The organism is Kitasatospora sp. NPDC054795 (assembly GCF_053611565.1).
Window position 1 is genome coordinate 72,114 of record NZ_JBSHAP010000015.1, and the last position, 24,203, is coordinate 96,316.

The window sequence follows — 24,203 nt, forward strand, 5'->3', positions numbered from 1 at the left end:
ACAGGAGTGAAGGCTTCGCCAGATCCGACGCGATGACTCAGTGGAAATCAGATCATCTTGCCGGGATTCAGAATTCCCAGCGGATCGAAGACCGCCTTCAGCTGCCGCTGCAGGTCCAGTGCCACCGGGCCCAGCTCACGGGCCAGCCACTCCCGTTTCAGCAGCCCCACCCCGTGCTCCCCGGTGATCGTGCCGCCCAGCTCCAGCCCGAGCGCCATGATCTCGTCGAAGGAGCGCTGGGCACGGGCCGTCTGCTCCTCGTCCGAGGCGTCGAAGATGACGATCGGGTGGGTGTTGCCGTCCCCCGCATGACTGACCACCCCGATGGTCAGCCCGTGCCGCTCGGCGATCGCCGCGACACCGTTCAGCATCTCCGCCAGCCGGGAACGCGGCACGGCCACGTCGTCGATCATCGTGGTGCCCAGCCGGTCCAGCGCGGGCAGCGCCATCCGCCGGGCGGCCAGCAGCAGATCGGACTCCGCCTGGTCCTCGGCCGGCACCACCTCCGTCGCCCCGGCCTCCCGGCACAGCTCCGCGACCCGCGCCAGCTCGGCCACCCGGTCCGGCCCGTCGAAGGCCACCAGCAGCAGCGCCCGGGTGGACTCCGGCAGGCCCATCCGGCCCAACTCGTTGACGGCCCGTACCGAGACCTCGTCCATCAGCTCCATCAGCGACGGGGTCAGACCGCGCGCCATCACCTCGCAGACCGCCGCACCGGCAGCGTCCGCACTCGGGAACTCCGCCGCCAGGGCCAGCTGCGGAGCGGGCGCCGGCCGCAGCGACAGAACCGCCCGGACCACCACACCGAGCGTCCCCTCCGAGCCGACGAACAGCCTGGTCAGGTCGTACCCGGCCACGCCCTTCGCCGTCCGGCGCCCGGTGGACAGCAGCCGCCCGTCCGCCAGCACCACGTCCAGCCCGAGCACGTACTCGCTGGTGACGCCGTACTTCACGCAGCAGAGCCCGCCCGCCCCGGTACCGATGTTGCCGCCGATCGTGCAGGACTCCCAGCTGGACGGATCCGGCGGATAAGAGAGCCCCAACTCCTCGACGGCACGGGAGAGTTCAGCGTTCACCACACCGGGCTCGACCACCGCGATCCGGTTCACCGGGTCGATCTCCAGGATCCGGTTCAGCTTCACCAGCGACAGCACGACGCAGCCGTCCACCGCGTTCGCCGCACCCGACAGCCCGGTCCGGGCCCCCTGCGGCACCACCGGCACGCGCAACCCGGTCGCGGTGCGCAGCACGTGCTGCACCTGCTCGACCGTCTCCGGGAACACCACCACCGCGGGCTGCCCGGCCGCGCAGAAGCCCGCCATGTCGTGGCGGTACGCGGCGGTCACGTCCGGGTCCACCACGACGGCCCCCGCCGGGAGGCCCTGCGCCAGTCGGTCCGTCAGATCACTCATCGCCGCCTCCACTCGCCGCCCGCCCGCCTCCACCTCCGCACTCTGCCCGGACGACCGGGGCCGGGCAAGTGGGCCGCGGGGCGGTCGGGGAACAGACGGCGAACGGACGGGGGAACACGGGGCGGCTCAGGCCCGGCGGAGGGCCGGGGTGGCCAGGGCGGTGAGCCCGGCGGCGGCGATGGCCAGGGCGCAGAGCAGGGTGGGCAGGGCCGCGCCCGCCGCGTCCGCGAGCAGGCCCAGCAGGGAGTTCGAGAGCACCAGCGCCAGGCTCTGCACGAGTGTCAGCAGTGCCTGGACCCGGGAGAGATGGGTCGGCGGCGCGCCGGTCAGCACGAGCGGGCCGAGGTGGCAGGCGAACAGCCCCGAGCCGAGGCCCGCCACCGCGCTGCCGGCCACCGCCGCGACCGGCCCCGCGGCCGACGCCAGCAGCGCGATCCCCACCGAGGCCGCGCAGAGCCCGGCCGCCGCCCCCACCCCCGCCCGGGGCAAGGTGCCCCGCCGGGCGATCAGGCCGGCCACCGCCAGCACCCCGGCCGCCTGGCCGCCGCCGACCAGTCCCGCCGTCCCGGCCGCCCAGCCGTGTGTCCGGGCGAGCAGCGGACCGAGCAGTGACACCACCGGCAGCAGCGCCCCGGCCGCAGCGCCGGTGAGCAGCAGGGCGGCCCGCAGCAGCGGGTCGGCCACGGCGAGCCGGACACCGGACGCCGCCTCGCGGAGCAGTCCGGCCCGCGGACCGGACGGCCCGTCCTCCGGGGGCCGCACCCGCAGCAGGACCAGCAGCACGACCCCGAAACTCGCCGCGTCCGCGAGCGCCGCGCCGGACAGCCCGCCGGCCGCGACCAGCAGGCCGCCCAGCGGTGCGCCGAGCAGGACGGCGCTCTGCCCGCCGGCCTGCCGCAGGGCGAGCGCCCGGGGCAGCCGGTCCGCGGGCACCAGCCGTCGGGGCATCGAACCGCCGGCCGGGAGGTAGAAGGCGTCGACCGTCCCGATCACGGCCGCCGCCGCGACCAGCAGCCACAGCGGCGTCCCCCGGGAGGCCGCCACCAGCGCCAGCGCACCGGTCGCGACCAGCATCACCGTGTCCCCGGCGAGCATCACCCGACGGGCGCCGAAGCGGTCCGCGACCGCGCCGCCCAGCAGGACCAGCGCGGTGCGCGGCACCGTGATCGCCGTCAGGACCAGCCCGGCCGCGCCGCCGCCGTGCGCGGAGGCGGCCCAGCCGAGGGCGAAGTACAGCGCGGCGTCACCCAGCAGTCCGGCCTGGACACCGGCCAGCCAGAGCAGGTACCTCCGCGGCAGCGCGGCCCGCGAACCGACAGTGGCAGTGGCAGTGGCAGTGGCAGTGGTCATGCCGGGCGACGCTAGGACCCTCGACCCGGTCGAGGGCAAGCGCGGCTACCGCCGGACCACCGGCTCCTGCAGCTCGGTGACCCACCCGGCCAGGTCCTCCGGGCACTCCAGGTACAGCTCCCGGGCGTAGCCGGCCGAGCGGTAGCCGTTCTCCTCGATGAAGCGGGCCAGTTCCTGGCCGGTGCCCAGCACGTCGTCCATCGGGCCGCGGTGCACGATCGTCGCCGCCTCCTCGATCGGCGGCAGGTCGAGCACCTCGAAGTCGTGCTCACCCGGCCGCACCGACGGGCCCACCGGGACGGCCACCAGGACCAGCACCGAGCCGTTGCCCTCCGGCGCGTCCTGGTAGCGGGCGACGGACGGGCCGGCCGCCTCGACCCCGGCCGCGGTCAGCCTCCGGCACAGTTCGGCGAACAGCGGCCCGATCACCGGGCCGATGTCCTCCGGCTCGTAACTCGCGGCCGCACCGGCCAGTTGGGCCACCCGTACGGACGGCACCGGCTTCACCACGACATCGTGTGCGGACATGGTCCCCTCGCTCTCGATCGTCCGGAGCCTCGCCTCCACCCGGGCCAGCCGCAGTTCGTCGGCGGCGATCGCCTCGGCGAGCTGGGCCCGCCGCAGCCGCAGCATGCCGCGCAGTTCGGCCGCGTCCACCTGCTCGTCCAGCACGGCGCGCACCTGCTGCAGGGTGAAGCCGAGCTCCTTGAGCGCGATCACCCGGTTGAGCCGGGCCAGTTGGGACGCCTCGTAGGAGCGGTACCCACTGACCGGGTCCACCCGGGCGGGCCGCAGCAGCCCGATCGCGTCGTAGTGGCGCAGCATCCGTACCGACAGCCGGCCGTGGCTGGCGAAGTCTCCGATGTTCAACATGGTGCGCCCACTCCATCCCCTGCCACCGTGTCAGGGTCAACCCGGCGCCCGCATCCGTTCCACGACGGTTCCGAGGCCTGCGCCCGGGACCGCCCGGGAAACACCGAGGGCGGGTGCCGAGCGAACTCGGCACCCGCCCTGAGCAGGTGGTTCTCCTACCGGCGGAGAGCGTGGGATTCGAACCCACGGTACGGGGTCACCGCACGACAGTTTTCAAGAACAATTCCGTCGTGCCGTCCGCACTGGCCCTGACCAGGGGCAACACCGTATCAACGCCCCCATCGCCGCGCCATGGCCCACAACTGGCCCAAGATCGGCATCGACCGTCGGGCCGCCAGCCATAAAGCGCCAAGAGGGCGCGTGCCTGCGCCGCAGGTGCAGTTGAATGTCTCCGACGCGCGGCGCCGTCTTGCAGGCGGCCCACCCCGTGATCGGCCGATCCCTGAAGGGGTAGATGCCTCATGACCATCGCAGCCAAGACGCCCGCCGTCTGCACCCGATGCGGCGCCCGGCTGAGCCGCAGCAACACCGACACCGTGTGCAGCCCGTGCCGCCGGGCGATCGGACTCGCTGGCCCGGTCGCTCCGGTTGCCGCGACGGCCGGGCCGGTCAGCTGGCTCTCCGCCTCGGCCGAGCGCACTGCGCCGCCGGACGGGTCCAACCTCGGCGACGTCTTGAAGGCCTACCGAGCTCTGCACAAGCTGAAGCAGCAGGACCTCGCCGACCTGCTCGGCTACGACCAGTCGTACGTCTCGCTGCTGGAGCGCGGGAAGCGGGTGATCAAGGACATGGACGAGCTCCGGCGGTTGGCCCAGGTGCTGGGGCTGCCCGAGGACGAGCTAGGCCTGCTGCCGGCCGCCGAGGCGGCCGTCGTCTCGGTTCCCGGCGACGAGAGCGGCCCGCAAATCGCCGTCGAGGAACAGCGCCGTTGGCGGATGACTCGCCGGGACCTGAACCGGCACCGGAGCCAGCTCACCAAGGCTGCTGCCCGGCTGTACCCCGACGTGGACCGGGCAGGAAACAGCCCGGTGCTCACGACGACCGGGTGGATGTGGCCGAGCCCCCTGGACTTCGGCGACATCGACCTCACGTGGCTGACGCAGACAGTTCCGCCGGAGGTCGTTGGCGCCGAAACCGAGTCCGAGGGCGTCCGGCCCTTGGCAGCGAACGGCGGGCGGTTCGCCCGGTACTCGCAGGCCATTCGCATGGTCGACCGGCCGTCGCTGTTCGTGAACCGGCCGAGCTTCCGGCTCCTCGACGTCGCCCAGGTCGACAGCCGGCCCAAGCTGTCGTTCGGCTACACGACCTACTTCGACATGGCGGATGTCTGCGAGGGCGTGGCCCACGAGCTGGCGGGCGCGTGGCTGGCGACGGGCAGCGACCCCGCATGGATCGGGGAGCCGAACTGGGACGCGCTCCCCTTCCGCGCGCTGGTCGGTGACCCGTTCGACCTCGCTCGTCGTCCGCTACTGCCGTCCATCGACACCCTGACCATCCGGCTGGCTCCGGACGGCACGGCGTCGTTCCCGCTGCACCACCGGGCGGCGAGCAACGTGGCGCTGGCTGGCGGGACGTACCACATCATGCCCGCCGGGGTGTTTCAGCCGTCCTCGGTGATGCCGTGGGACCAGTCGAACGACTTCGACCTCTGGCGCAACGTGCTCCGCGAGTACGCGGAGGAGTTCCTGGGCGACCCCGAGGCCGACGGCAGCAGCGGCGAGCCCATCGACTACGACGGGGTCGAGCCGTTCCGCGCGCTCAACGAGGCCCGACGCGCGGGCAAGGTCCGGCCGTACTGCTTCGGGATCGGCCTGGACCCGCTCACGCTGGCGGGCGAGATCCTCAGCGTCGTGGTCATCGACGCCGACGTATACGACACGGTGTTCTCCGGCATGGTCTCCCGCAACACCGAGGGCAGCGTCATCGCTGGCACGGGCAATGCTGGCGGGATCGACTTCACCGAGGCCAACATCCGCCACCTGCTGGAGAATGAACCGCTCGCGTCTGCCGCCGCCGCGTGCCTCGACCTGGCGTGGCAGCATCGCGGACTGATCCTGAACTGAGGAGGAAATCCGTGCGCGTACTCGTGACGGGCGCCTTCGGCTTCGTCGGCAACGCCGTTGTCCGACGACTCGCCGAGGCGGGCCACGAGGTGGTCGCCCTGACCCATCGACCCCCGGGCGCCCCGCTCCCCGAGCTGCCGGTGGCCGAGGTGATCCACGGCGACATCCGCGACGAGCAGGCCGTCGCGTCGGCCGTGCGCGGCGTGCACGCCGTCTGCCACCTGGCCGCGCTCACGCGGGTGCGCGAGTCCTTCGAGATGCCCGACGAGTACCACGACGTCAACGTCAACGGCACTGCGGTACTGCTGGCCGCGCTGCCCGGACGAGCTGCCACGCAGAGCCCTGTAGTCGTGCTCGGTTCGACGGCTGCGATCTACGGCGCCCCTGAGCGGCAGCCCATCGGCGAGGACGTCGTACCTGCTCCGAGCAACCCGTACGGCGCTTCGAAGCTCGCCGCAGATGAGCTGCTCAAGCGTGCGGGGGAGCGCGGCACCATCCAGGCGGTGAGCTTGCGGTGCTTCAACATCGCAGGCTCAGTGGGCGGGGTGGGGGACGCCGACGAGTCCCGGATCATCCCGAAGGCGCTCGCTGTGGCGGCCGGCCGCTACCCGCACTTGGAGATGAACGGCGACGGGAGTGCCGTCCGGGACTTCGTCCACGTGGATGACCTGGCCCGCGCGTACGTCTTGGCGTTGCACGCCGGAGACTTCGCGCACCGGGCCTACAACGTGGGCGCGACTCCGACGAGCATGCGCGAGATTGTCGAGGCGGTGGAGCAGGTCACCGGACGGCCCGTGCCGGTGGTTCACCGTCCTCCGCAGCCGGAACCGCCTCGGCTGGTCGCCGACCTCACCCGGATCACGACCGAGTTCGGGTGGAAGCCCGAGCGGTCCGGCCTCCAGGACCTGATCCGAGACGGGTGGGCGGCGACCAGCCGAGGCTAGCTCTGCCCTACTCCGCCAAGCGGCTCTTCACGCTGTCGGGAAGCGCATCGACCGCGTCCCGCCAGCGCTGGAGAGCCGCTTCGGCATCTGCGGTCTCGCGCCCGACGCGGGCCAACTCACGAAGGGCCCGTTCGATCGCCTGTCCGGCCTGCAGAGCCGGCACGGCCCAGTCGGCGGCCCCTCGGGAATGCTCGGCAAGGCGCGGCGGGAACTGGACAAACACTCCCTTCCCTTGATGTCCGACCACGTAGCCCTCGGCGCGAAGCAGCGAGACGGAAGCCTTCACGACGGTGCTCGACACACCGTGGTCGTCCATCAGCTTCCGCGTTGACGACAGTGCGGAGCCTGCGGCCAGCTTGCCGCTGCGGATCTGTTCCCGCAGGTCATCGGCTAGCTGTAGATAGGCCGGCTCGCCTTGGAACTCGGTCACCAGTGATCCTCCAGTCGACGTCTCGCACTTAGTGCACCAGTGTGCCGCAGGCTCGCTGCGGCGAAGCACTTGCCAACTTGGCGCACTAAGTGCACCATGTTCATTGTGAGGGCAACGCCTCGGCGGAAAGCCTCATATGACAGGCCGTCATTGGTCTGGCGCTGTGCGCCGGAGCAGGCTTGCCGCAGCAGAACGGGGCCGCGATCAAGCGGGCCCGCTGCAAACACCATCAGCTCTTGAGGCCCTTCTTTGGGCTGCCCTGAGCTGGGCAAATGCGACCGACGGTTGTCGGGGGAAGGCGGCTTCGCCGCGCGCCCTACGGACTGCTCGGCATCGCGGTTCTTTGAGAACTGAACAGTGATCGTGCGGGACCGACGCGAGGGCGGCGGTCGCGGTAGGCGCCTAGGTTGAGGAACCGGGGGAGAGCCGCCGCGATGGACGACGCCCTCCCCCTACGCAGTGGCATGCCACCCCCTCGGGGGTGTGGGGCCGAACGGGACGCTGACCAGGCCGATTCGTACGGCTGGATGGCGAAACCGGGAGTACAGCGGAGTCCCAACGCACGTGGCGGGATGAGACAGACCGCCCCCGAGGCGACCGGGTGATGTCGCCGGCGACAGCGAGCCACGCAGCACACCCGTTCCGGGAGTGCGCCGCCCTGCTGGTGCTGAGCAGAGAGAGGCACCGGACCAGGCCCGAGAGACCTGACGCCCGTAGGACGGGCAACCCCAACCCGCAGCCCCGACTGGGGCTTTGACCTGAGGAGGGCGCGCCCGTGGGCATGCCCCAGAGCTGTACCCAGCCCCGCCGCTGACCAGCGGGCGGGGCTCACTGAGCCCGGTCGCGTTACCAGCGATCACGGTCCCCGGCGCGCACCGACCGTCTCACGGTCTTGGGTTCGCGTCGGGTTCCGCGGCTGCTCGTGAACGACGAGAAGCTGAGCCCGCTGAGGTGGGCCGCCGCGCGTTCCTTGGCCGGAGCGCGGCGGCCCTGCGGGCTCACCCCCAGAGACAGAGGTGACCCCATGAAGCTCATTGTTGCAGGCCAGGAGGCCGCGACGCCCGAGGAGTTCGCGGAACTCGCGTTCGGGACCGGTGCCGACTTCGGCTTCGGCGTCGACACCGAGCTGTTCGACGGCAGCGCCGACAGCTCCGACGAGGACCGGGTCGTCCGGCTCGACGTCGCCCGTGCGGTCTTGCGGGACCTGGACGGGCCGGCGGCGTCGTTTGCGTCCGCGCTGATGCGCACCGCCGAGCGCCGCCGGGTGCTGACCTGGAAGGCGGCAGCGTGATGACCGAGCTCCACAGCCTCCTCGCCGGTGCGACCCGCACCCCGCACCTGGCCGCCCGCCCGGCGGCGACCGTGCTCGCCGAGTACCGCCCAGAGGACGACGGCGACCTGCGCGGCGCCGCGTGCGCCGGCGTCGACACCAACCTGTTCTACCCGGAGGTCGACGAGGACATCGAGGACGCCGAGGCCATCGAGGTTGCTCGCACGGCGGCCGAGTGGTCCGAGCGCCGGGCCAAGATGATCTGCGCCGGGTGCCCGGTGCGCACGATGTGCCTGGAGCTGGCCCTGGAGCGGCGCGAACGGTACGGCATCGCGGGCGGGCTGAATGCCGACGAGCGGTGGACCGTGAGCAAGGACCGCCGCCGCGCCGCCGCCCGGGAGCGGCGCGCCGCCGGGGGTGCTCACTGATGACCGCCCCGATGCTCACCGCGCTCACGACACGCTCACCGCACGCCTGGCGGTGGTCGCGGTGAGGGTGCCGATGGGCCAGGACCAGATCCGTTCGGCCGAGCGCGCGCTGAACGTGGGCACGTGGGCAATCACGCTCGGCGCGGTCCTCTACAGCGTGCTCACGGTGACCCCACTCATGTCCCACCACAGCCCGAAGGGCTGGGAGTGGACGGCCCCGATCCTGCCGCTGGTCGTGGACGCGGCGGTGGTGATCGTGGTCCGCCTGGACAGCACGCTCGCCCGCCTCAACGGCGACGGCGGCCGATGGCCGGCCGTGCTGCGCTGGATGACCGGCGCCATGACGGTGCTGCTCAACGTGGGTCAATCCGCCCTGGACCACGACAAGGTCGGGGTGGCGGTCCACTCGGTGGCGCCACTGCTGCTGATCGTCACGGCGGAGGCCTCGCTCGCCTACCGGCGGGCCATCACCGCCGCGCTGGCCGCCCGTGAGGCCCGTGAGCGCGATGAGCGGGCCGAGCGCGCCCGCCTCGCCGAACAACGCCGACAGCAGGAACGCGAGGACCGCCAGGCCGACCTGGACCGGGCCGAGCGGAGCGAGCGTGAGCGCCGTGAGCACGACGAGAACATGGCCGCCCAGCAGCGCGACCACGAGCTGCGGATGGCCGACAACGAGCGCCAGGAACGGCGCCGCCTGGAAGACGCCGACCGCGACGAGCGGCGGCGCCGTGAGCGGGAGGCGAGCGAGCGTGAGCGCCGTGAGCGCGAGCGTGAGCAGGCCGCCGGGCAGGACGTCGAGCGGCAGCGACAGGAACTCCTCAGCGCGCCGGCCGTGACCGGGCGCCTGCCCGAGGACGAGGCCCGGCAGAAGATCCGGACCGCCGTGGCGCTCACCATCCCGCAGCGCAAGGCGGTCGAGCTCACCGGCTGGTCGGCCGGCTGGGTCGCCGCCCGCTACCAGGAACTCCGCGCGACCGCCCCGGAGCGGCCCGCCCTGCACGCCGTTCCCGCCACCAACGAAGAGACCACCCCCGCCGAGGAGGCATCGTGACCACCACCGACACCATCACGGCCGGAGCCCAGATCAACGCGGCCGGCACCCTGCTCGCCCTCTTCACCGCCCACCCCGACCTGCCCGCGCCGAGGATCACCAGCGAGCGCGTCGTCGCCGACGAGCACGATGCCTCGGGCAACCTGGTCCTCACCGAGGGCATGACCCTCGCCTTCCACCACCGCGCCACCTCCCTCGCCGACTTCGAGCAGTGGCGCCAGCGCCTCGGCCTCGACCCGGCCGGCGTCGACCTCGCCACGACGGGCACCTTCGCCTGGCTCCACGTCACCACCACCTACGCCGGAACGCCGATCAGGCTGGTCGGCTACTTCGAGCTGCCCGAGACCGCCTCCGACCCGATCGCCGCCTGAGACCACGGGAGGAACCGTCATGAGCACCGACCGCATCCCGGCCCCGCAGCCGGAGTTCGAGCAGAGCCGCGTCGTGGACGTCTTCCCGCTCCACGGCTTCATGTGCGCCCAGACCAGCAACGAGGACGGCTCCGCGCGCTGGTGGCACCTGTTCACCCTCGCCGGGCGCTCGCTCGGCTCCACCAACCGCCCGGAGCTGATCGGCTCCCTGATCCAGCAGACCCGCTGACCCCCGAGGAGAAGCCATGAGCACCGTCCGCACCTTCCGCGCCACCGACGCCAGCAAGCTCGTCCTCGACCTGCCCGCCGGCGACGTCCGCGTCTACGCCCACCCCGACGCCACGGCCATCACCGTCATCCTCACCACCGACGACGACCACGGCCCCGCCGCCGACGCCATCAACCAGGCCCGGACGCAGGAGGACCGCGGCATCCTGAACGTCAACGTCCCGCGCGTCGACAGCGGCATGATCATCACCTCCGGCCGCGGGCGCACCGTCGTGACCCAGTCCTTCGGGACCGTCACCGGCAGCGTCACCGGGATGACGATCGTCAACGGCCGGGTCGTTACCGGCGGCGTGCACCACGTCGGCGCCAGCCCGGTCACCGCCACCGTGCTCATGCCGCCGTCCGCCCGCGCCATGGCCCTCAAGACCGTCTCCGCCGACCTCACCGCCACCGGACACCACCGCCTCCTGGCCGTCACCTCCACCTCCGGCGACGTCCACGTCGACTCCGCGGACATCCTGACGGTCACCACGGTCTCCGGCGACGTCTTCGCCCAGCGCATCGGCGACCAGGCCCTGCTCTTCTCGACCTCCGGTGACGTGCGCATCGCCGTCCACGAGGGCCACAGCATCGACGCGAACACGGTCTCCGGCGACGTGCGGCTCACCGCCGGCACCCGCGCCACCGGCAGCGTGTCCGTCCGTACGGTCTCCGGCGACATCGACCTGCACGGCACCGGCGGCCTCGACGTCACCGTCCGCACCGTCTCCGGCCGCAAGACCCAGCGCTGAGGGGCCAGGACATGTCCGTCACCGAGATCACCGTCGTCTCGTTCGGCTACCTCCACGACGCCCCGCCCGAGGCCCACCTGATCCTCGACCTGCGCCGCCACTTCCGCGACCCGCACGTCGATCCGGCCCTGCGGGGTCTCACCGCCCGCGATCTGCCGGTGCGCCGGGCGGTGCTCGCGACCCCGGGTATCCGGGAGCTGATCACCGCCGCCGCGCTGCTGGCCGACGCCTACGACGCCGGGCCCACCGCGGCGCCGCTGACCATCGCGGTCGGCTGCGCGGGCGGCCGCCACCGCGCCGCCACCGTCGCCATGACCCTCGCCAAGCGCCTGGCCAAGACCGGCGCGACCGTGCACCTCACCCACCGCGACCTCGGCAAGCCCGTCGTCGACCGCTGACCTGGAGCTTCCCCATGAAGTGGACCCCCGCCGCCGTCAAGACCCTCGCCGCCAACCTCGACCGGGGCGCCGCCGCCAAGCTCGACGGCGCCCGCTCCGGCGACGCCGTCGCCGCCGACCCCACCAACGACGACCTCACCCGCCGGCAGGCATCCACCGCCGCCCGCACCCTGCGCAGCCAGGCCCACGACATGCTCGCCGACGCCGCCGCCATCCTCGACGGCGCCGACCCCACCGACCTCGGCTACACCGACTGACCAGGAGAAACGGCATGACCAGCATCCGAGCCGCCCGGTTCGCCGCCGCCTACGCCCTCCTCCGGTCGGCGGCGGACGTCGCCGACCACTGGATCCAGACCGACCACCAGGCCACCGCCAAGGGCCACCACGACCACACCGACGGACAGTCCAGCGCGGCCGGCCGCCGCGCCTGCGCCGCCCACGTCGCCACCTACACCGCCACCCAGGCCACCGCCCTCCTCGGCGGCGCCCGCCTGCTCGGCATCCGCCTGCGCCCCGGCCCGGTGGCCACCGCGCTCGCACTCAGCGCCGCCACCCACTACATCGCCGACCGGCAGGGCGGCCACTGGAGGGACGAGAACCCCCGCGGGCTCGTCCGCTTCGCCGACGCCATCGGCAAGGGCCCCTGGCTCCGCAGCGACCCGCAGTCGGGCTACCTGCTCGACCAAGCCTGGCACCACGCCTTCGAGACCGTCGCCGCCATCGTCGCCTCGGCCTGACCCGCCGCCACCCAAGCGAGACCGGAACGGGAGGAACACCATGACCAGCACGAACAGCAACGGCCGGTGGACGTCTGACAACCTGACGGCCCCGGGCGGGACCGCCATCTACGCCGCCCAGCAGCGCGAGCGGCTGCGGCAGATGGCCGACGAGGTCCAGGCCCTGCTGCGCGAGTACCGCTCGGACCTGGAGTCGGTGCGCATCGACGGCGACTGGCTGTTCCAGCCGCGTGTGCGCGCCTACTTCGCGACCCGGCCGCTCGCCAATCTGGAACACCACCTGCGCGAGGCGGTGAACGCAGCCGGAAAGCTCGACAAGCAGTACAACCGCCGCTACGTCGAACTCCCGAAGAAGCGCGCGGACCGCGCCGCCGAGAAGGCCCTGAAGAATGACCGGAAGGCGGAAATCCAGTCGGGCCGGAGCGCGGACGCGGTGGACGCCGCCGCCACCCTCCACGGAATTTCCTCCGCGCTTTCCGAGAAGGCGGACGGAAACTCCGAAAAGACCGCTCCGGCGTTCCTCGACTTCCTCAAGGAGAGTGCCTGATGGTGCTTTCCCCCGGGCAGGTCGCCTACTGGCAGAAGCGCCTGGCGGCGACGACGACGGACGCGGACCGGGCGCGGGAGCTGTGGGACCTGGCCCGCACGCTGGCCGGCACCGACAGGGAGCTGTGGGCCGATCTGGTGCGGATGCTCAGCGCCTGGACCCAGCACCACGCCGCCTCCTGACACGCTCCCCCCTGGTGACGCTTCGCGCTCATCATCATCACGCCGCTCCGTGCATCCGGGGGTCCCACGTACGCGTGCACGCGTACGCGCGTAGGGACCCCCGGGCTCGTGACGGAGCGTGACATCCCGATTGGAGGCCCGATGGCCGACCACGACGGGGGGACCGTGCTCGGGTTCCCCCGGCTGACGGTGCCGGGAGTTGTGGCCGAGGACCGGCCGCCCGACGGCGGTTTCCCGGTCCTGGCCCCGCTCGCCACCGAGCTGGCCCCGCCCGCGTCCCTGTCGATCCCCGACAATCCCGAGCTTTCCCGCGAAAGCGCCACCCCGCCCCGAACGGCTGCGGAAAATGGTGGCCCCGCGAATGTGGCCGCGATGTCGGTGGTCATGATGGCGGGGGTCACCGTGGCAGCCCTGCGGGGCGCCGCCCATTTCGTCGCCTACATGAAAGCCCGCGCCGAACACCAGAAGACGGTGGAGCGGCAGCGGGTGCCCTCGGTCGCGTCCGGGAATCCACCGGCTGTGGATTCCCGGACGCACATTCCCGGGGCGGCGCCCCGGGGCCGGGTGCAGTCCGGTCCGGAATTCGGGCGGAGCACGCGCCATGCGGCCCCGAATTCGTCCCGCCTCGGCCCGCAGGTCCCGGCGACGTTCCGTCAGGGCCCCACTGGCCCGGGCGGCGCGCCGGATCGCAGGACGCCCGAGAAGCCCCGCCATAGCCACTCTGACGGCCCGTTGGGCGGCGGTGGCAGTCCGGGGCCGGATCGGGTGCGGGAGGCCCGCAAAAGGGCCCTGGAGGCCTCCGGATCGCCGGGGCGCCAGAATCGCCTTTCCGGCGGCGGTAATTCGGGCGGCGGGGTAGCTTCTTCCACCTCCCCGGACCGAAACCGGGACCGGGACCGGTCGGCGGGGCGTCCGTTGCGCCAGAGCGCCGGGCCGGACACGATCCGGGGCGCGGCCCGTCGCCGCATGGCCGACCGCATCACCCACGGCCCCACGGAGCGCCCGGCCAAGCCGGAGCGGACCCCGGCCGGGCCGGACACCATCCGAGGGGCCGCCGGCCGCCGGGTCGCCGACCGGATCACCACCGGCTCGTGGAAGCCGACCGGCGCCCACAAGTCCCCTTCCGGCTCGACGCCGACGACGATCCGCGCCGCGCTGCGAGCGCGGGCCGCCGACCGGATCCTCAACGGCCGCAAGCCCAAGCCCAACGCCCCGGCCGATGCGGCCGAGCCGAAGGACGCGACCGCGCCGCCCGGCACCGACCTGGCCGTCTCGCCCGGCCCCGAATCCGCGAAGTCGGCCGGCACCGCGCCGACGGCCGAGGGTGACCGGAAGGCGAAAGCCCCGAAGGGCAGGCGCCGCCTTCGGCGCCGCAGCCGCCCCGGGCGGGGACGCGCCGGCCGTGAGCGCAAGACCTCCCGCTCGCGCCGGGCCGAGGGCCTCGGCGCGAAGCAGGCCCGCAAGCGCACGCATCGGGCGAATGCCCGCCGAACCGGCAAGGCCCACCGACGGGACGACGGGCGGAGGTCCTGGAGGGACAGGTGGGCGGGCGAGGAGTGGTACCGCCGGTGGCAGTGGAACCGCCGGTCGGATCACCGGACCTACTGGGGTGACGACCCGCCCCGCGCGGCTTCGGGTTTCGGGCCGCCGCCGGGCTGGGCCTGGACCGAGGGCGAGACGATCACGGTCGAACGCGCCGACGGCGGCCCCCGCAAGCCCGCCCCGCCCGCGGCCCTCGACCGGGGCCAGGCGGCCCTGCCCCGTGCGCCCCACCCCACAGCCCACGTCCGGCCCGGCACCGCGCGGCCCCCATCAGCCCCATCACCGAAGCCCGCTGGAGGACAGCCCGTGAGCATTCCCCTGCCGCGCGCCGCGCACGGCACCCAGTACGACGACGCGGAGTTGACGATCTACGACGTCATCGAGGCGGACGCCGACATGGGTGAGGAGATCACCCAGGGCGCGGCCGAGGCCAAGCAGGCCGCCGCCGACTGCGAGGACCTCGCCGGGGACCTGGAGAGGCTTCACGCCAAGGTTCTCGCGCTGAAGGTGCCCGGCGTCCTGGAGCGCATGGTCGTCCTCCTGATGGAGAAGACGGCCAAGGTCAAGGCCCGCGCCGAGGCGGTCGCCGAGAAGATCCCGGCCGCCGCCGAGGCCATCACCCTCGCTGGCGACAACGCCGCCAACCGTCACAAGCCGCTGGCGGACGCCGTGCGCGACGCCGGCCACACCGCACCTGCCGAGCGCGACTACCACAACGAGTAGGGAGGGCACCCGTGTCCGACACCACCAGCTCCGACCAGGTCACCAGCAGCCAGCCGCTCACCACCTCCGCCGCGCCCACCGACCGGGACGGCGCCGGAGGCGGGATCGGGTCGGCCCTCGCCACCGCCGGTCGCGGTCTCGTCGAGGCCGTGCGCTACGGCATCGTCATCGCCCAACTCACCGCGACCGGCGTGAAGCTGGCGCTCGTGTCCGACGTCGTCACCAGCGCCTACAAGTACGTCGAGAAGTGCGCCGCCTCGGTCGACCGCCTCGCCGACCAGGCCGCCGCGCTCGCCGTCGACCGCGACACCGTCGCCGAGCACCACGACGCCGCCGCCGTCATGCGCTCGGTCCTCGAAGAAGCCGAGGCCATGGCCGCCGACCTCGCCGACCTCTCCACGTCGTTCCGGGCCACCGCCGACGCGCACGAGGCCGACTACGGGTCGGTCGCCGAGGCCGCCAACGCCATGCCCGTCGAGATGGCCGACCGGCAGTTCTACAGCAACCGCTGACCCTCAACGGGGCGGCGGCGCCGCCCCGTTGGACGGTACCGCCGCCCCTTCGCCCGTTCCGGAACGCGAAGGAGAGCACGCTGATGATGTCCCTCGGCCCGATCCGCGGTCGTGTCGCCACCGCCCGCAGCCACTTCGGCCGCGCCGCCACCCTCACCGGCACCGCGGGCCTGGTGACCGGAGCGTTCACCACCGACTTCCTGCCCGCCACGGTCGGCGGCGCCGGAGCCGCGATCGCCTGCGGCCTGATCTGGTCCGCCACCCTGCCCAAGGACCACGTCCGGGACACCGCCACCGCCCTCTACCTCACCCCGGCCGTCACGATGGCCGGCCTGCTCGTCGTCGAGCGCCTCGTCCCGGGCGTTCACTGGTGGGAACTGGCGGCCGGTGCCGTCTGGAGCGTCGCCGTGTGGCTCATCCGCCCCGCCCGCATGGCCCGCGTCCTGGCCGGCCGCGAGCCCTCCCTCACCCCGGAGGCCGTCGAGCAGGCCCGGCAGGAAGCGCCGACCGGCCTGGAACAGGACGGCGACCGGCACCCGCTCGCCGTCTGGTGGTCCGAACACGCCGCCGTCGACGGGGGCGTCGCCCCCGGCACCGTCCTGGAACAGATCGAGCGCACCGGCCCGCAGTCCATGCGGGCCGTCATCCGCTCCGCCCACCACGGCACCCCGGTCCCCACGATCTCCACCACCCGCCTGTCCGCCCTGATCGACTGGGACGAGGAGGAGATCACCGTCACGAAGATGCCCGGCAGGGGCGCCGGGGTCCGCCGCCTCACCGTCGGGCACGCCCCCCAGGACGCCGCCGACATGTACGCGCACTGGACCCAGCACATCGCCCCCAAGGGCATGCCCGGCACCACGATCACCGGGCTGCGGATCGTCGACACCGACACCGGACGGCAGGTCGACGCGTGAGCCGGATCTACGAACTCACGCTGGAGGCGCCGCCGGGCGACATCATCACCTACGACCCGGGCCGCCTCGCCGACGCCATGCGCATCGACGACCCCTCCCGCCTCGCCATCGAGGCCATGGGCAGCCAGGCCCTGGTCACCATCTACCCCACCGACCCACTCGCCGACGTGCACCTGCCCAGCCCCGAAGTCCTGGAGATGGACGAGCGCGGCCGGATCTGGATCGGCAGCTACCACAACGGCCGCAAGGTCTACGTCCAGCTCTACGACCCCGTCTCCGGCTCCGCCCAGCGCCTGCTGCTGTTCGGCACCACCGGCGCCGGGAAGTCCACGCTCGGCCAGATCCTCCTGGCCGCGATGAAGCGCTCCGGGATCGCCACCCTCTACGGCGACCTGAAAGAGGGCCAGTCCGCCCCCGAGGCCAGGCACAACGTCGACTGGGCGGTGTACTCGCAAGAGGGCGTCATGGCCCAACTGCACACCGCGTGGTGCGTCATGCGCGAGCGCGCCGCCCGGTACGCGGCGGCCGGCCGCTCCAAGTTCCTGCGCGACCGCCCCGACCCCCTGCTCTACGTCGTCATCGACGAGGCCAACAGGTTGTTGGAGAAGGGCGCCCCCTACCGGGACCTGGCCACCTTCTACATCAAGGACATCGGCCGCACCGGCCGTTCCCTCGGCGTCGGCATCGCCCTGCTCGCCCAGGCGGGCCACCTCGACGAACTCGGCGGCTCCGACACCATGCGCGCCATGCTCAAGGAGGGCGAAGTCCTGCTGCTGCGCTGGACGTCGAGCATGATGCAGCAGCTCGTCGCCGACGGCCTGATGCCGGCCGGACAGAAGCTCGCGCCGATCCCGAAGAAGGCCGGAGCCACCCGCCTGGTCTCCCAGTTCGAGACCGAGGCCGACGACGACCGCCCCGGCACCCAGGGCACCGGCTACCACCTCTCCGGCCCCTACCCCGGCGCCAAGATGCGCGCCTTCAACGTCGGTTCGAAGACCCCCACCGAGGGCCTCGACCCCGAGATGCTCGCCCTGTACGGCGACGACCCGCACGCCGTCCTGGAGAAGACCTCCTGGCCCGCCGCCGGCCAGGCCTACGCCGAGAAACTCGACGGCGCCGCCGCCTACAACGCCGCCTTCCCCCAGCCCGACACCGACGGCGACGAGAGCGGTGGCCGAGCGCCGCGCAGCACCGGCACCTCGGCCGCACCGGGCCGACCGCAGAACACCGCACGGCTCACCATCGCCGATCGCGTCCAGGCCGCCTTGGAGGCCGCCGACGGCGACATGGACGCCCACGCCCTGCTGGAGGCCGTCAACGCCGACGGCGGACGCCCCGTGAAGCTCGGCAGCATCCGCAACGCACTCAGCAACCTGCGCTGACCCGGCCCACCACACCGCCCGACCGAACCCTTGGAGTGCGCACGTGATCCTCTCCGTCTCCCTCACCGCCCTCAGCGGCATCGCGCTCTTCTTCCTCATGCGCCACCACTACGTGCGCCTCGGATCGGCCGTGGTCGCCGCCCTCTTCGGCTACGCGCTGGCCTCCACCGGCCTCCACACCGCCATCGACCACCTCATTGCCACCATCGCCGCCGCCCTCGGCTCCCTCCACTGACCGGAAGGACAAGCCCGTGACCACGCCCTTTCAGCCCGCGCCCGCCCCCGTGGCCTACGGCCCCGACGGCACCCCCTACTACGCCGCCGCACCCGCGCCGCTCACCAACCCGCCCGCCCTCTACCAGCACCACGCCCCGGCCCCGGTGCCCGCCCAGCCCCTCGCCCCGACCGTGGTCTACCTGCCCGCCCCGCCCGCACAGCAGCAGGCCACCGAGCAGCTCCCGGCGCGCGACCCGTGGCCCGCCCGCCTGCTCGCCGGCGGCATCGGCATCGGCGGCGCCGGCCTCGGCCTCGGCTTCCTCCTCCAGGCCCTCGCCGCCGCCACCACCGGCCTCGCCCTGCTCGTCGCCGCCCTCGGCGCCCTCTACCTCCTCAAGAACAGCTCCGGCGCCGGCGGCCGGGGCGGGCAGGGCGCCGTGAACGTGCACGTCAACGTCACCAACCGCAACCGCTGAACGGACACCGTGACCCACCCCCTCAACGACTGTGGCACGCCCGCAGCCACGCACTACGACCTCGCCCGGGTCTACGTCGACTACGGCTACCTGCCGCCCGCCGACCACGCCCGCCTGCTCGCCCTGCTCGCCATCGCCGACGGCCTGCGCGCCCTCGCCCCGCAGCCCAAGCCCGCCACCCCGGACGCCTGAAAGGCCATCGTGGACGACGACTTCGACCTGTACGACTGCATCGACCCCCCGACCCGGGAGGAGGAGAAGGCTGCCGAGATCGCCCTCGACGTCGCCGACGAGCAGCGCCACACCGAGGAGGAGCAGGCCGGCCCCCGCTCCAGTCACACCGAGCTGTGCGAGGGCTGTCGAGGGTCCGGCACCGGCTACGAGGACGAGGTCTGGGACAACGAGGTCATGGACGTGGTCGTCGTCGAGTACGGGGACTGCCCCGAGTGCGGCGGCTGCGGCTACTACGACTGCGACGGCGCCTGCGAGTTCGCCCTGAACGCCGACGACTGACTGGGCCTGTGCCGACCGCCGTGCCGCCCGGACCGCCGCCGCAGCCGGCGACGCGAGTCCGGGCGGTGCGGGGGACGGGCAGACCCGCTCCCGACACCACCGATGCCCTGGGAGGCACCGTGTCCGTGGGAGAGACCCCGATCACCGTCGTCGGCAACCTCACCGACGACCCCGAGCTGCGCTTCACCCCGCAGGGCGTGGCGATGGCCCGCTTCACCGTCGCCTCCACCCCGCGCACCTACGACAAGACCACCGGGCAGTGGAAGGACGGCACCGCGCTGTTCCTGCGCGCCACCGCCTGGCGCGAGATGGCCGAGCACACCGCCGAGTCCCTGACCAAGGGCATGCGCGTGGTCGTCACCGGCCGCCTGGTGCAGCACAACTGGCAGACGGAGCAGGGCGAGAACCGCTCCATGCTCGGCCTCGACGTCGACGAGGTCGGCCCCAGCCTGCGCTTCGCCACCGCCAAGGTCACCAAGGCCCAGCGCACCGGCGGCCCCGCCGCGCGACCGGCCGACCAGTGGTCCACCGCCGCCCCGGCCGCTCCCGGCGGGCAGTGGGGCAGCGCCCCGGCCGACGGCTCGACCGAGCCGCCGTTCTAGCCGGACCGCACCCCGAGCAGCACAAAGGGCCCCGCAGCAGCCGCCGAATCTTGGCAGAGAAAACGGCTGCTGCGGGGCCCGTCCAGTCCCTCTCAGAGACCAGAGGACTCCAGCATGCCCCACGTCACCAACGACACGCTGACCTACATCGACTTCTTCTGCGGCGCCGGCGGCTCCAGCACCGGTGCCGCCGCCGTCCCCGGCGTGGTCCCCGTCCTGGCCGCGAACCACTGGGACAAGGCCATCGCCTCCCACGCCGCGAACTTCCCCCGGGCCGACCACTTCCTCGGCGACCTCCACGACGCCGACGTCGCCCGCTTCCCGGCCGCCGACCTGTTCTGGGCCTCCCCCGAGTGCCCGCAGTGGTCCAACGCCCGCGGCAAGCGCCGCGACTTCGACAAGCAGCCCGACCTGTTCGGCGACACCCTCACCGACGCCGCCGCCGACCGCTCCCGCGCCCTCATGTGGGACGTCCCCCGCTACCTGGAGGCCATGGCCGCGCGCGGCAAGCCCGTCTTGGCCGGAGTCGTCGAGAACGTCGTCGACGTCCGCGCCTGGGACCTGTGGAACGCCTGGGTCGACAGCATCCGCGCCCTCGGCTACCGCACCCGCCTGATCGCCCTGAACTCCATGCACGCCCGCCCGAACGTGGTCGCCGCCGCCCCGCAGTCCCGCGACCGCCTCTACCTCGCCTACTGGCGCACCGGCCTGCGACGCGACCCCGACTGGGACAAGTGGCTGCGGCCCACGGCCTGGTGCCCCACCTGCGAGCGCACCGTCCGCGCGGTTCAGGCGTTCAAGAAGCCCGGCGCCGACATGGGCCGCTACCGCCAGCAGTACGTCTACCGCTGCCCGAACGTCGCCTGCCGCAACAGCGTCCTGGAGCCCCCGGCCCTGCCCGCCGCCACCGCCATCGACTGGACCCTGCCCGGCACCCCGATCGGCGAGCGCACCAAGGCTCTGTCCCCCAAGACGCTGGAGCGCATCCGCGCCGGCCTCGCCCGCTACGCGCTGCCGCTTCTCGCCCCGGCCGGCGGTACCTGGCGCCAGGACGCCAGCCCCGTCACCGACCCCGCCCCGGCCCGCACCACCCGGGAGAACGACGCCTTGGCCGTCCCGCCGCTGCTCGTGCCCGCCGAGGGCCGCGACGGCAAGACCGCCCTCACCGCGAACGAGCCCCTGCGCACCCAGACCGCCCGCAACGAGACCGGCGTGGCCTGGATGCCGTTCATCACCGAACTGCGTGGCGGCTCCTCCGACGCTCGCCCCGTTCTGGACGCGCTCGCCACCGTCACCGCCTCCGGCAACCACCACGGCCTCGCCACCCCGCCCACCGGTGAGGCCGTCCCTGACTGGTCGTCGCTGCTGCTGCCCTACTACGGCAACACCACCGCCCGGCCCGTGGCCGAGCCCGTCGGCGCGCTCACCACCCGCGACCGCTACGCGCTCGTGCGCGGCCACCAGGTGCCGGTGGAGGAGGTGCTGTTCCGGATGCTGGAGCCCGGCGAGATCGGCGCCGCCATGGCCTTCCCCCGCCAGTACACCGTGCTGGGCAACAAGCGGGAGAAGGTCCGCCAGTACGGCAACGCCGTCACCCCGCCGGTCGCCGAGATCCTCGTCTCCGCCCTCGCCGAGGCCGTCACCGGCCACGACCTGCCCGAACCCGGCAGCATCTCGTGACCGGCCGCACCCCGCCCCTCGGCGACCAGCAGGGCCTGTGGCAGGCCGTCCTGGCCGCCGCCGCAGGCCGTTGCCAGTGCCGTGGCACCTGCGGCAAAGACCACGACAAGGACGGCGGGCGCTGCCCCACCGTCCACGGCACCTACCAGACGAAGCGCGGCCGCGGCTGGGTGCACCTGCTCGTCGCTCCGGTCGACCCCGCCGCGCTGCTGCTGCCCCCGCACCAGGCCGCCGCCCTGCCCAAACGGGCGCTGGCCGCCTGGTGCCGGCACTGCCACGACGCCACCCTTCGCGCCGCCAAGGCCCAGCACGCCACCGCCGCCCCGGCCGTCGAGCCGAACGCCCTGTTCGACCTCTGACCCCCCGGGAGGATCCCGTGTCCATCAAGGCCGTGACCTGCCACGTCGCCGTCTGCGACGTCTGCGGCACCACCTACGGCTCCGACCACGACGACGAGCGCGCCGTCTACTCGGCCACTCGCGAGGCCGCCGTCGATCTCGTCCACGCCGACCCCGAGTGGCTGGTCACCACCGACGGCCGCGTCATCTGCCTGCTCTCCGACCCGCACCACCAGGCCGCCCTCGACGCCCTGATGCCGCCCGCCCCGGCCACCGCCTGCGACGGACAGCTCCCCATCGCCCTCGACCTCGGCCAGACCGACTGACACCCCCTCCGCCCGGGGTCGACCAGCGTCGGCTCCGGGCCCTCCCCTTCGAAGGGACCGCCGTGACCGGCAACCCCCTGCTCAACGCCGCCCTCAACGCCGTCGAACGCGGCTGGTACGTCTTCCCGCTGCTGCCCCGCAGCAAGCGCCCCGCCCTGCACGCCGTCGCCACCTGCCCCCGCACCGGCCCCTGCGCCAACGGCCACCAGGGCTGGGAGCAGCGCGCCACCCTCGACCCCGACGTCGTGCGGCGGACCTGGTCGCACGGGCCGTACGGGGTCGGCCTCGCGACCGGCCCGTCCGGCCTGGTCGTCGTCGACCTCGACACCCCCAAGCCCGGTGCCGTCCCGCCCCCGGAGTGGGCCGACGAGCAGGTGGAGGACGGGTTCGATGTGCTGTTCGCGCTGTGCCAGCGCAACCACCAGCCGTTCCCGGACGGCACCTACACCGTCGTCACCCCCAGCGGCGGCCGGCACCTGTACTTCACCGCCCCCGCCGGACTCGCCCTGCGCAACACCGCCGGTCAGCACGGGTCCGGGCTGGGCTGGCTGATCGACACCCGGGCCGGTGGCGGCTACGTCGTCGCCGCGGGCAGCACCGTTGATGGCCGCCGCTACGAGGTCGGACGTGGCGCTGACCCGGCGCCGCTGCCCGGCTGGATCACCCGCCTCCTCACCCCGGCGACGAGGCCCGCCGCCTCCCCGTTCCGGCTCGACTCCCGGCGGCAGGGCAACCGGCCCGCCTACGTCGACGCCGCCCTGCGCAACGAGACGACGAACGTCGCCGGTGCCCCGGAGGGCACCCGCAACTGGACCCTCACCCGGGCCGCCCGTGCTCTCGGCAGGTTCGTGGCGAACGGTCAACTCGGCCGTGGTGAAGTCGAACAGGCTCTTAAGGGGGCGGCCGAGCAGGCCGGTCTCACGGCGCGGGAGGCCGACGCGACCATCACCAACGCCCTGAACTGGTCCATCGCCCACAACCCGGCCGGAGACGCCGCATGACCCTCCCGAACTCCCCCCTTAAGAGCACCAAGACCCCGGACCGGCCGGGCCCCGAGACCGGCGCCGCCCTCCTCGACGAGGTCGAAGCCCACCACAACCGCTTCACCGTCTTCCCCAGCGAAGCCACCCGGATCGCCACCACGCTCTGGGTCGCCCACACCCACCTGCTCGACGCGTTCGAGTCCACCCCCCGCATCGCCTTCCTGAGCCCCGAGCCCGGATCGGGCAAGACCCGCACGCTCGCCGTCATCGCCGACCTCGTGCCCCGACCGATGGACGCCACGGGTGTCAGCCCCGCCGCGCTGGCCCGCGCGATCCAGGACAAGGCGGCCCGCCCGACCGTACTGCTCGACGAGAGCGACGCCGTCTTCGGCCCCAAGGGCACCAGGAACGAAGACCTGCGTGGCCTCATCAACTCCGGCCACCGCAGTTCCGGCGTCGTCCTGCGCTGCGTCGGCGGCGGCAGCAACCAGACCGTGCGGCGCTTCCCCGCCCACGCCGCCCTCGCGTTGGCCGGTCTCGGCGACCTCCCCGACACCATCATGAGCCGCTCCGTCGTCATCCGGATGCGCCGCCGGACCTGCGACGAGCGGGTCGAGCCCTACCGCGAGCGGATCCACCAGGCCGAGGGCAACGCCCTGCGCGAGCGCCTCGCGACCTGGGCCGACGCCGTGTGCGACGAGGTCAGCGCCGCCATGCCCGAGGTGCCCGACGGCATCTTCGACCGGCCCGCCGACGTGTGGGAGCCCCTGCTCGCCGTCGCCGACGCCGCCGGCGGCCGCTGGCCCGAGCGCGCCCGCGACGCCTGTGTCCAGCTCGTCGAAGCGAACCGCAGCTTCACCGCCACCGACGCCCACGCCTACTGACCTGCTCGAAGCGGGCCGCCCTCTCGCCAAAG

At 73.2% G+C, this 24,203-nt stretch carries 30 protein-coding genes and 1 pseudogene; 27 read left to right on the forward strand and 4 right to left on the reverse strand.

Features of this window, described 5'->3' with window-relative positions; all coding sequences use genetic code 11:
- Positions 1–47: 47 nt before the first annotated feature.
- The 3 genes from ACWGJO_RS08030 to ACWGJO_RS08040 form a co-directional block, all read right to left on the reverse strand.
- Complete coding sequence (locus tag ACWGJO_RS08030) at positions 48–1,412, reverse strand: FAD-binding oxidoreductase (protein WP_452182669.1); 1,365 nt, start codon at positions 1,410–1,412, stop codon at positions 48–50.
- Positions 1,413–1,538: 126 nt separating this feature from the next.
- Positions 1,539–2,762: an MFS transporter gene (locus ACWGJO_RS08035; protein ID WP_452182670.1), complete on the reverse strand. Its 1,224-nt coding sequence runs from the start codon at positions 2,760–2,762 to the stop codon at positions 1,539–1,541.
- A gap of 45 nt (positions 2,763–2,807) precedes the next feature.
- Complete coding sequence (locus ACWGJO_RS08040; protein ID WP_452182671.1) at positions 2,808–3,635, reverse strand: MerR family transcriptional regulator; 828 nt, start codon at positions 3,633–3,635, stop codon at positions 2,808–2,810.
- 461 nt (positions 3,636–4,096) lie between these two features.
- On the opposite strand from ACWGJO_RS08040, the gene ACWGJO_RS08045 reads away from it, so the two are divergent.
- Together ACWGJO_RS08045 and ACWGJO_RS08050 are read left to right on the forward strand one after the other, a co-directional pair.
- Positions 4,097–5,698 (forward strand): helix-turn-helix domain-containing protein, encoded by a 1,602-nt coding sequence (locus ACWGJO_RS08045; RefSeq protein ID WP_401080716.1) that lies wholly within the window; start codon positions 4,097–4,099, stop codon positions 5,696–5,698.
- Between the two features lie 11 nt (positions 5,699–5,709).
- Positions 5,710–6,642: an NAD-dependent epimerase/dehydratase family protein gene (locus tag ACWGJO_RS08050; protein WP_401080719.1), complete on the forward strand. Its 933-nt coding sequence runs from the start codon at positions 5,710–5,712 to the stop codon at positions 6,640–6,642.
- Positions 6,643–6,649: 7 nt separating this feature from the next.
- Here ACWGJO_RS08050 and ACWGJO_RS08055 read toward each other — a convergent pair whose 3' ends face one another.
- Positions 6,650–7,072 carry a GntR family transcriptional regulator gene (locus ACWGJO_RS08055; RefSeq protein ID WP_401080722.1) on the reverse strand — a complete coding sequence of 141 codons (423 nt, stop codon included), beginning with the start codon at positions 7,070–7,072 and terminating at the stop codon, positions 6,650–6,652.
- Positions 7,073–8,096: 1,024 nt separating this feature from the next.
- On the opposite strand from ACWGJO_RS08055, the gene ACWGJO_RS08060 reads away from it, so the two are divergent.
- From ACWGJO_RS08060 to ACWGJO_RS08180, 25 genes and pseudogenes are all read left to right on the forward strand, one after another.
- Positions 8,097–8,363 (forward strand): hypothetical protein, encoded by a 267-nt coding sequence (locus tag ACWGJO_RS08060; RefSeq protein ID WP_452182672.1) that lies wholly within the window; start codon positions 8,097–8,099, stop codon positions 8,361–8,363.
- A complete protein-coding gene (locus ACWGJO_RS08065) occupies positions 8,363–8,770 on the forward strand; it encodes a WhiB family transcriptional regulator (RefSeq protein ID WP_452182673.1) in 408 nt (135 codons plus the stop codon). Before ACWGJO_RS08060 ends, ACWGJO_RS08065 begins: the two co-directional genes overlap by 1 nt.
- Positions 8,771–8,843: 73 nt before the next feature.
- Positions 8,844–9,821: a DUF2637 domain-containing protein gene (locus tag ACWGJO_RS08070; RefSeq protein WP_452182674.1), complete on the forward strand. Its 978-nt coding sequence runs from the start codon at positions 8,844–8,846 to the stop codon at positions 9,819–9,821.
- Complete coding sequence (locus ACWGJO_RS08075) at positions 9,818–10,192, forward strand: hypothetical protein (protein WP_452182675.1); 375 nt, start codon at positions 9,818–9,820, stop codon at positions 10,190–10,192. Before ACWGJO_RS08070 ends, ACWGJO_RS08075 begins: the two co-directional genes overlap by 4 nt.
- 19 nt (positions 10,193–10,211) lie before the next feature.
- Positions 10,212–10,421: a hypothetical protein gene (locus tag ACWGJO_RS08080; protein WP_452182677.1), complete on the forward strand. Its 210-nt coding sequence runs from the start codon at positions 10,212–10,214 to the stop codon at positions 10,419–10,421.
- A gap of 16 nt (positions 10,422–10,437) precedes the next feature.
- Complete coding sequence (locus tag ACWGJO_RS08085) at positions 10,438–11,211, forward strand: DUF4097 family beta strand repeat-containing protein (RefSeq protein WP_452182679.1); 774 nt, start codon at positions 10,438–10,440, stop codon at positions 11,209–11,211.
- A gap of 11 nt (positions 11,212–11,222) precedes the next feature.
- The gene (locus tag ACWGJO_RS08090; RefSeq protein WP_452182680.1) at positions 11,223–11,609 is read left to right on the forward strand and encodes a RapZ C-terminal domain-containing protein; all 387 of its coding nucleotides are present in this window, start codon (positions 11,223–11,225) and stop codon (positions 11,607–11,609) included.
- 14 nt (positions 11,610–11,623) lie between these two features.
- Positions 11,624–11,866: a hypothetical protein gene (locus tag ACWGJO_RS08095; RefSeq protein ID WP_452182681.1), complete on the forward strand. Its 243-nt coding sequence runs from the start codon at positions 11,624–11,626 to the stop codon at positions 11,864–11,866.
- A gap of 14 nt (positions 11,867–11,880) precedes the next feature.
- On the forward strand, positions 11,881–12,348 hold the full coding sequence (locus ACWGJO_RS08100) for a hypothetical protein (RefSeq protein WP_452182682.1): 468 nt from the start codon (positions 11,881–11,883) through the stop codon (positions 12,346–12,348).
- 40 nt (positions 12,349–12,388) lie between these two features.
- Positions 12,389–12,895, forward strand: coding sequence for a hypothetical protein (locus ACWGJO_RS08105; protein ID WP_452182683.1), 507 nt, complete (start codon positions 12,389–12,391; stop codon positions 12,893–12,895).
- On the forward strand, positions 12,895–13,077 hold the full coding sequence (locus tag ACWGJO_RS08110) for a hypothetical protein (RefSeq protein WP_452182684.1): 183 nt from the start codon (positions 12,895–12,897) through the stop codon (positions 13,075–13,077). Before ACWGJO_RS08105 ends, ACWGJO_RS08110 begins: the two co-directional genes overlap by 1 nt.
- Positions 13,078–14,043: 966 nt before the next feature.
- Positions 14,044–15,342, forward strand: coding sequence for a hypothetical protein (locus ACWGJO_RS08115; RefSeq protein WP_452182685.1), 1,299 nt, complete (start codon positions 14,044–14,046; stop codon positions 15,340–15,342).
- A gap of 11 nt (positions 15,343–15,353) precedes the next feature.
- Positions 15,354–15,854: a hypothetical protein gene (locus tag ACWGJO_RS08120; protein WP_452182686.1), complete on the forward strand. Its 501-nt coding sequence runs from the start codon at positions 15,354–15,356 to the stop codon at positions 15,852–15,854.
- A gap of 83 nt (positions 15,855–15,937) precedes the next feature.
- A complete protein-coding gene (locus ACWGJO_RS08125; RefSeq protein WP_452182687.1) occupies positions 15,938–16,771 on the forward strand; it encodes a hypothetical protein in 834 nt (277 codons plus the stop codon).
- A complete protein-coding gene (locus tag ACWGJO_RS08130) occupies positions 16,768–18,153 on the forward strand; it encodes a DNA/RNA helicase domain-containing protein (protein ID WP_452182688.1) in 1,386 nt (461 codons plus the stop codon). Before ACWGJO_RS08125 ends, ACWGJO_RS08130 begins: the two co-directional genes overlap by 4 nt.
- A gap of 43 nt (positions 18,154–18,196) precedes the next feature.
- Positions 18,197–18,388, forward strand: coding sequence for a hypothetical protein (locus tag ACWGJO_RS08135; RefSeq protein WP_452182689.1), 192 nt, complete (start codon positions 18,197–18,199; stop codon positions 18,386–18,388).
- Positions 18,389–18,404: 16 nt separating this feature from the next.
- Positions 18,405–18,845 (forward strand): hypothetical protein, encoded by a 441-nt coding sequence (locus ACWGJO_RS08140; protein WP_452182690.1) that lies wholly within the window; start codon positions 18,405–18,407, stop codon positions 18,843–18,845.
- Positions 18,846–18,854: 9 nt separating this feature from the next.
- On the forward strand, positions 18,855–19,037 hold the full coding sequence (locus ACWGJO_RS08145; RefSeq protein WP_452182691.1) for a hypothetical protein: 183 nt from the start codon (positions 18,855–18,857) through the stop codon (positions 19,035–19,037).
- 9 nt (positions 19,038–19,046) lie between these two features.
- Positions 19,047–19,358, forward strand: a complete 312-nt coding sequence (locus ACWGJO_RS08150; protein ID WP_452182692.1) for a hypothetical protein — start codon at positions 19,047–19,049, stop codon at positions 19,356–19,358.
- A 119-nt stretch (positions 19,359–19,477) separates the two neighbouring features.
- Positions 19,478–19,960 (forward strand): single-stranded DNA-binding protein, encoded by a 483-nt coding sequence (locus ACWGJO_RS08155; RefSeq protein WP_452182693.1) that lies wholly within the window; start codon positions 19,478–19,480, stop codon positions 19,958–19,960.
- Between the two features lie 114 nt (positions 19,961–20,074).
- Positions 20,075–21,640 carry a DNA cytosine methyltransferase gene (locus ACWGJO_RS08160; RefSeq protein WP_452182695.1) on the forward strand — a complete coding sequence of 522 codons (1,566 nt, stop codon included), beginning with the start codon at positions 20,075–20,077 and terminating at the stop codon, positions 21,638–21,640.
- Complete coding sequence (locus ACWGJO_RS08165) at positions 21,637–21,999, forward strand: hypothetical protein (protein ID WP_452182696.1); 363 nt, start codon at positions 21,637–21,639, stop codon at positions 21,997–21,999. Before ACWGJO_RS08160 ends, ACWGJO_RS08165 begins: the two co-directional genes overlap by 4 nt.
- 17 nt (positions 22,000–22,016) lie before the next feature.
- Positions 22,017–22,304 (forward strand): hypothetical protein, encoded by a 288-nt coding sequence (locus ACWGJO_RS08170; RefSeq protein WP_452182698.1) that lies wholly within the window; start codon positions 22,017–22,019, stop codon positions 22,302–22,304.
- Positions 22,305–22,366: 62 nt separating this feature from the next.
- Positions 22,367–23,305 carry a bifunctional DNA primase/polymerase gene (locus tag ACWGJO_RS08175; RefSeq protein ID WP_452182699.1) on the forward strand — a complete coding sequence of 313 codons (939 nt, stop codon included), beginning with the start codon at positions 22,367–22,369 and terminating at the stop codon, positions 23,303–23,305.
- Positions 23,302–24,141: pseudogene (locus ACWGJO_RS08180) on the forward strand (DUF3631 domain-containing protein); the annotation flags it as partial. The gene ACWGJO_RS08175 and the pseudogene ACWGJO_RS08180, both read left to right, overlap by 4 nt.
- Positions 24,142–24,203 lie beyond the last annotated feature (62 nt).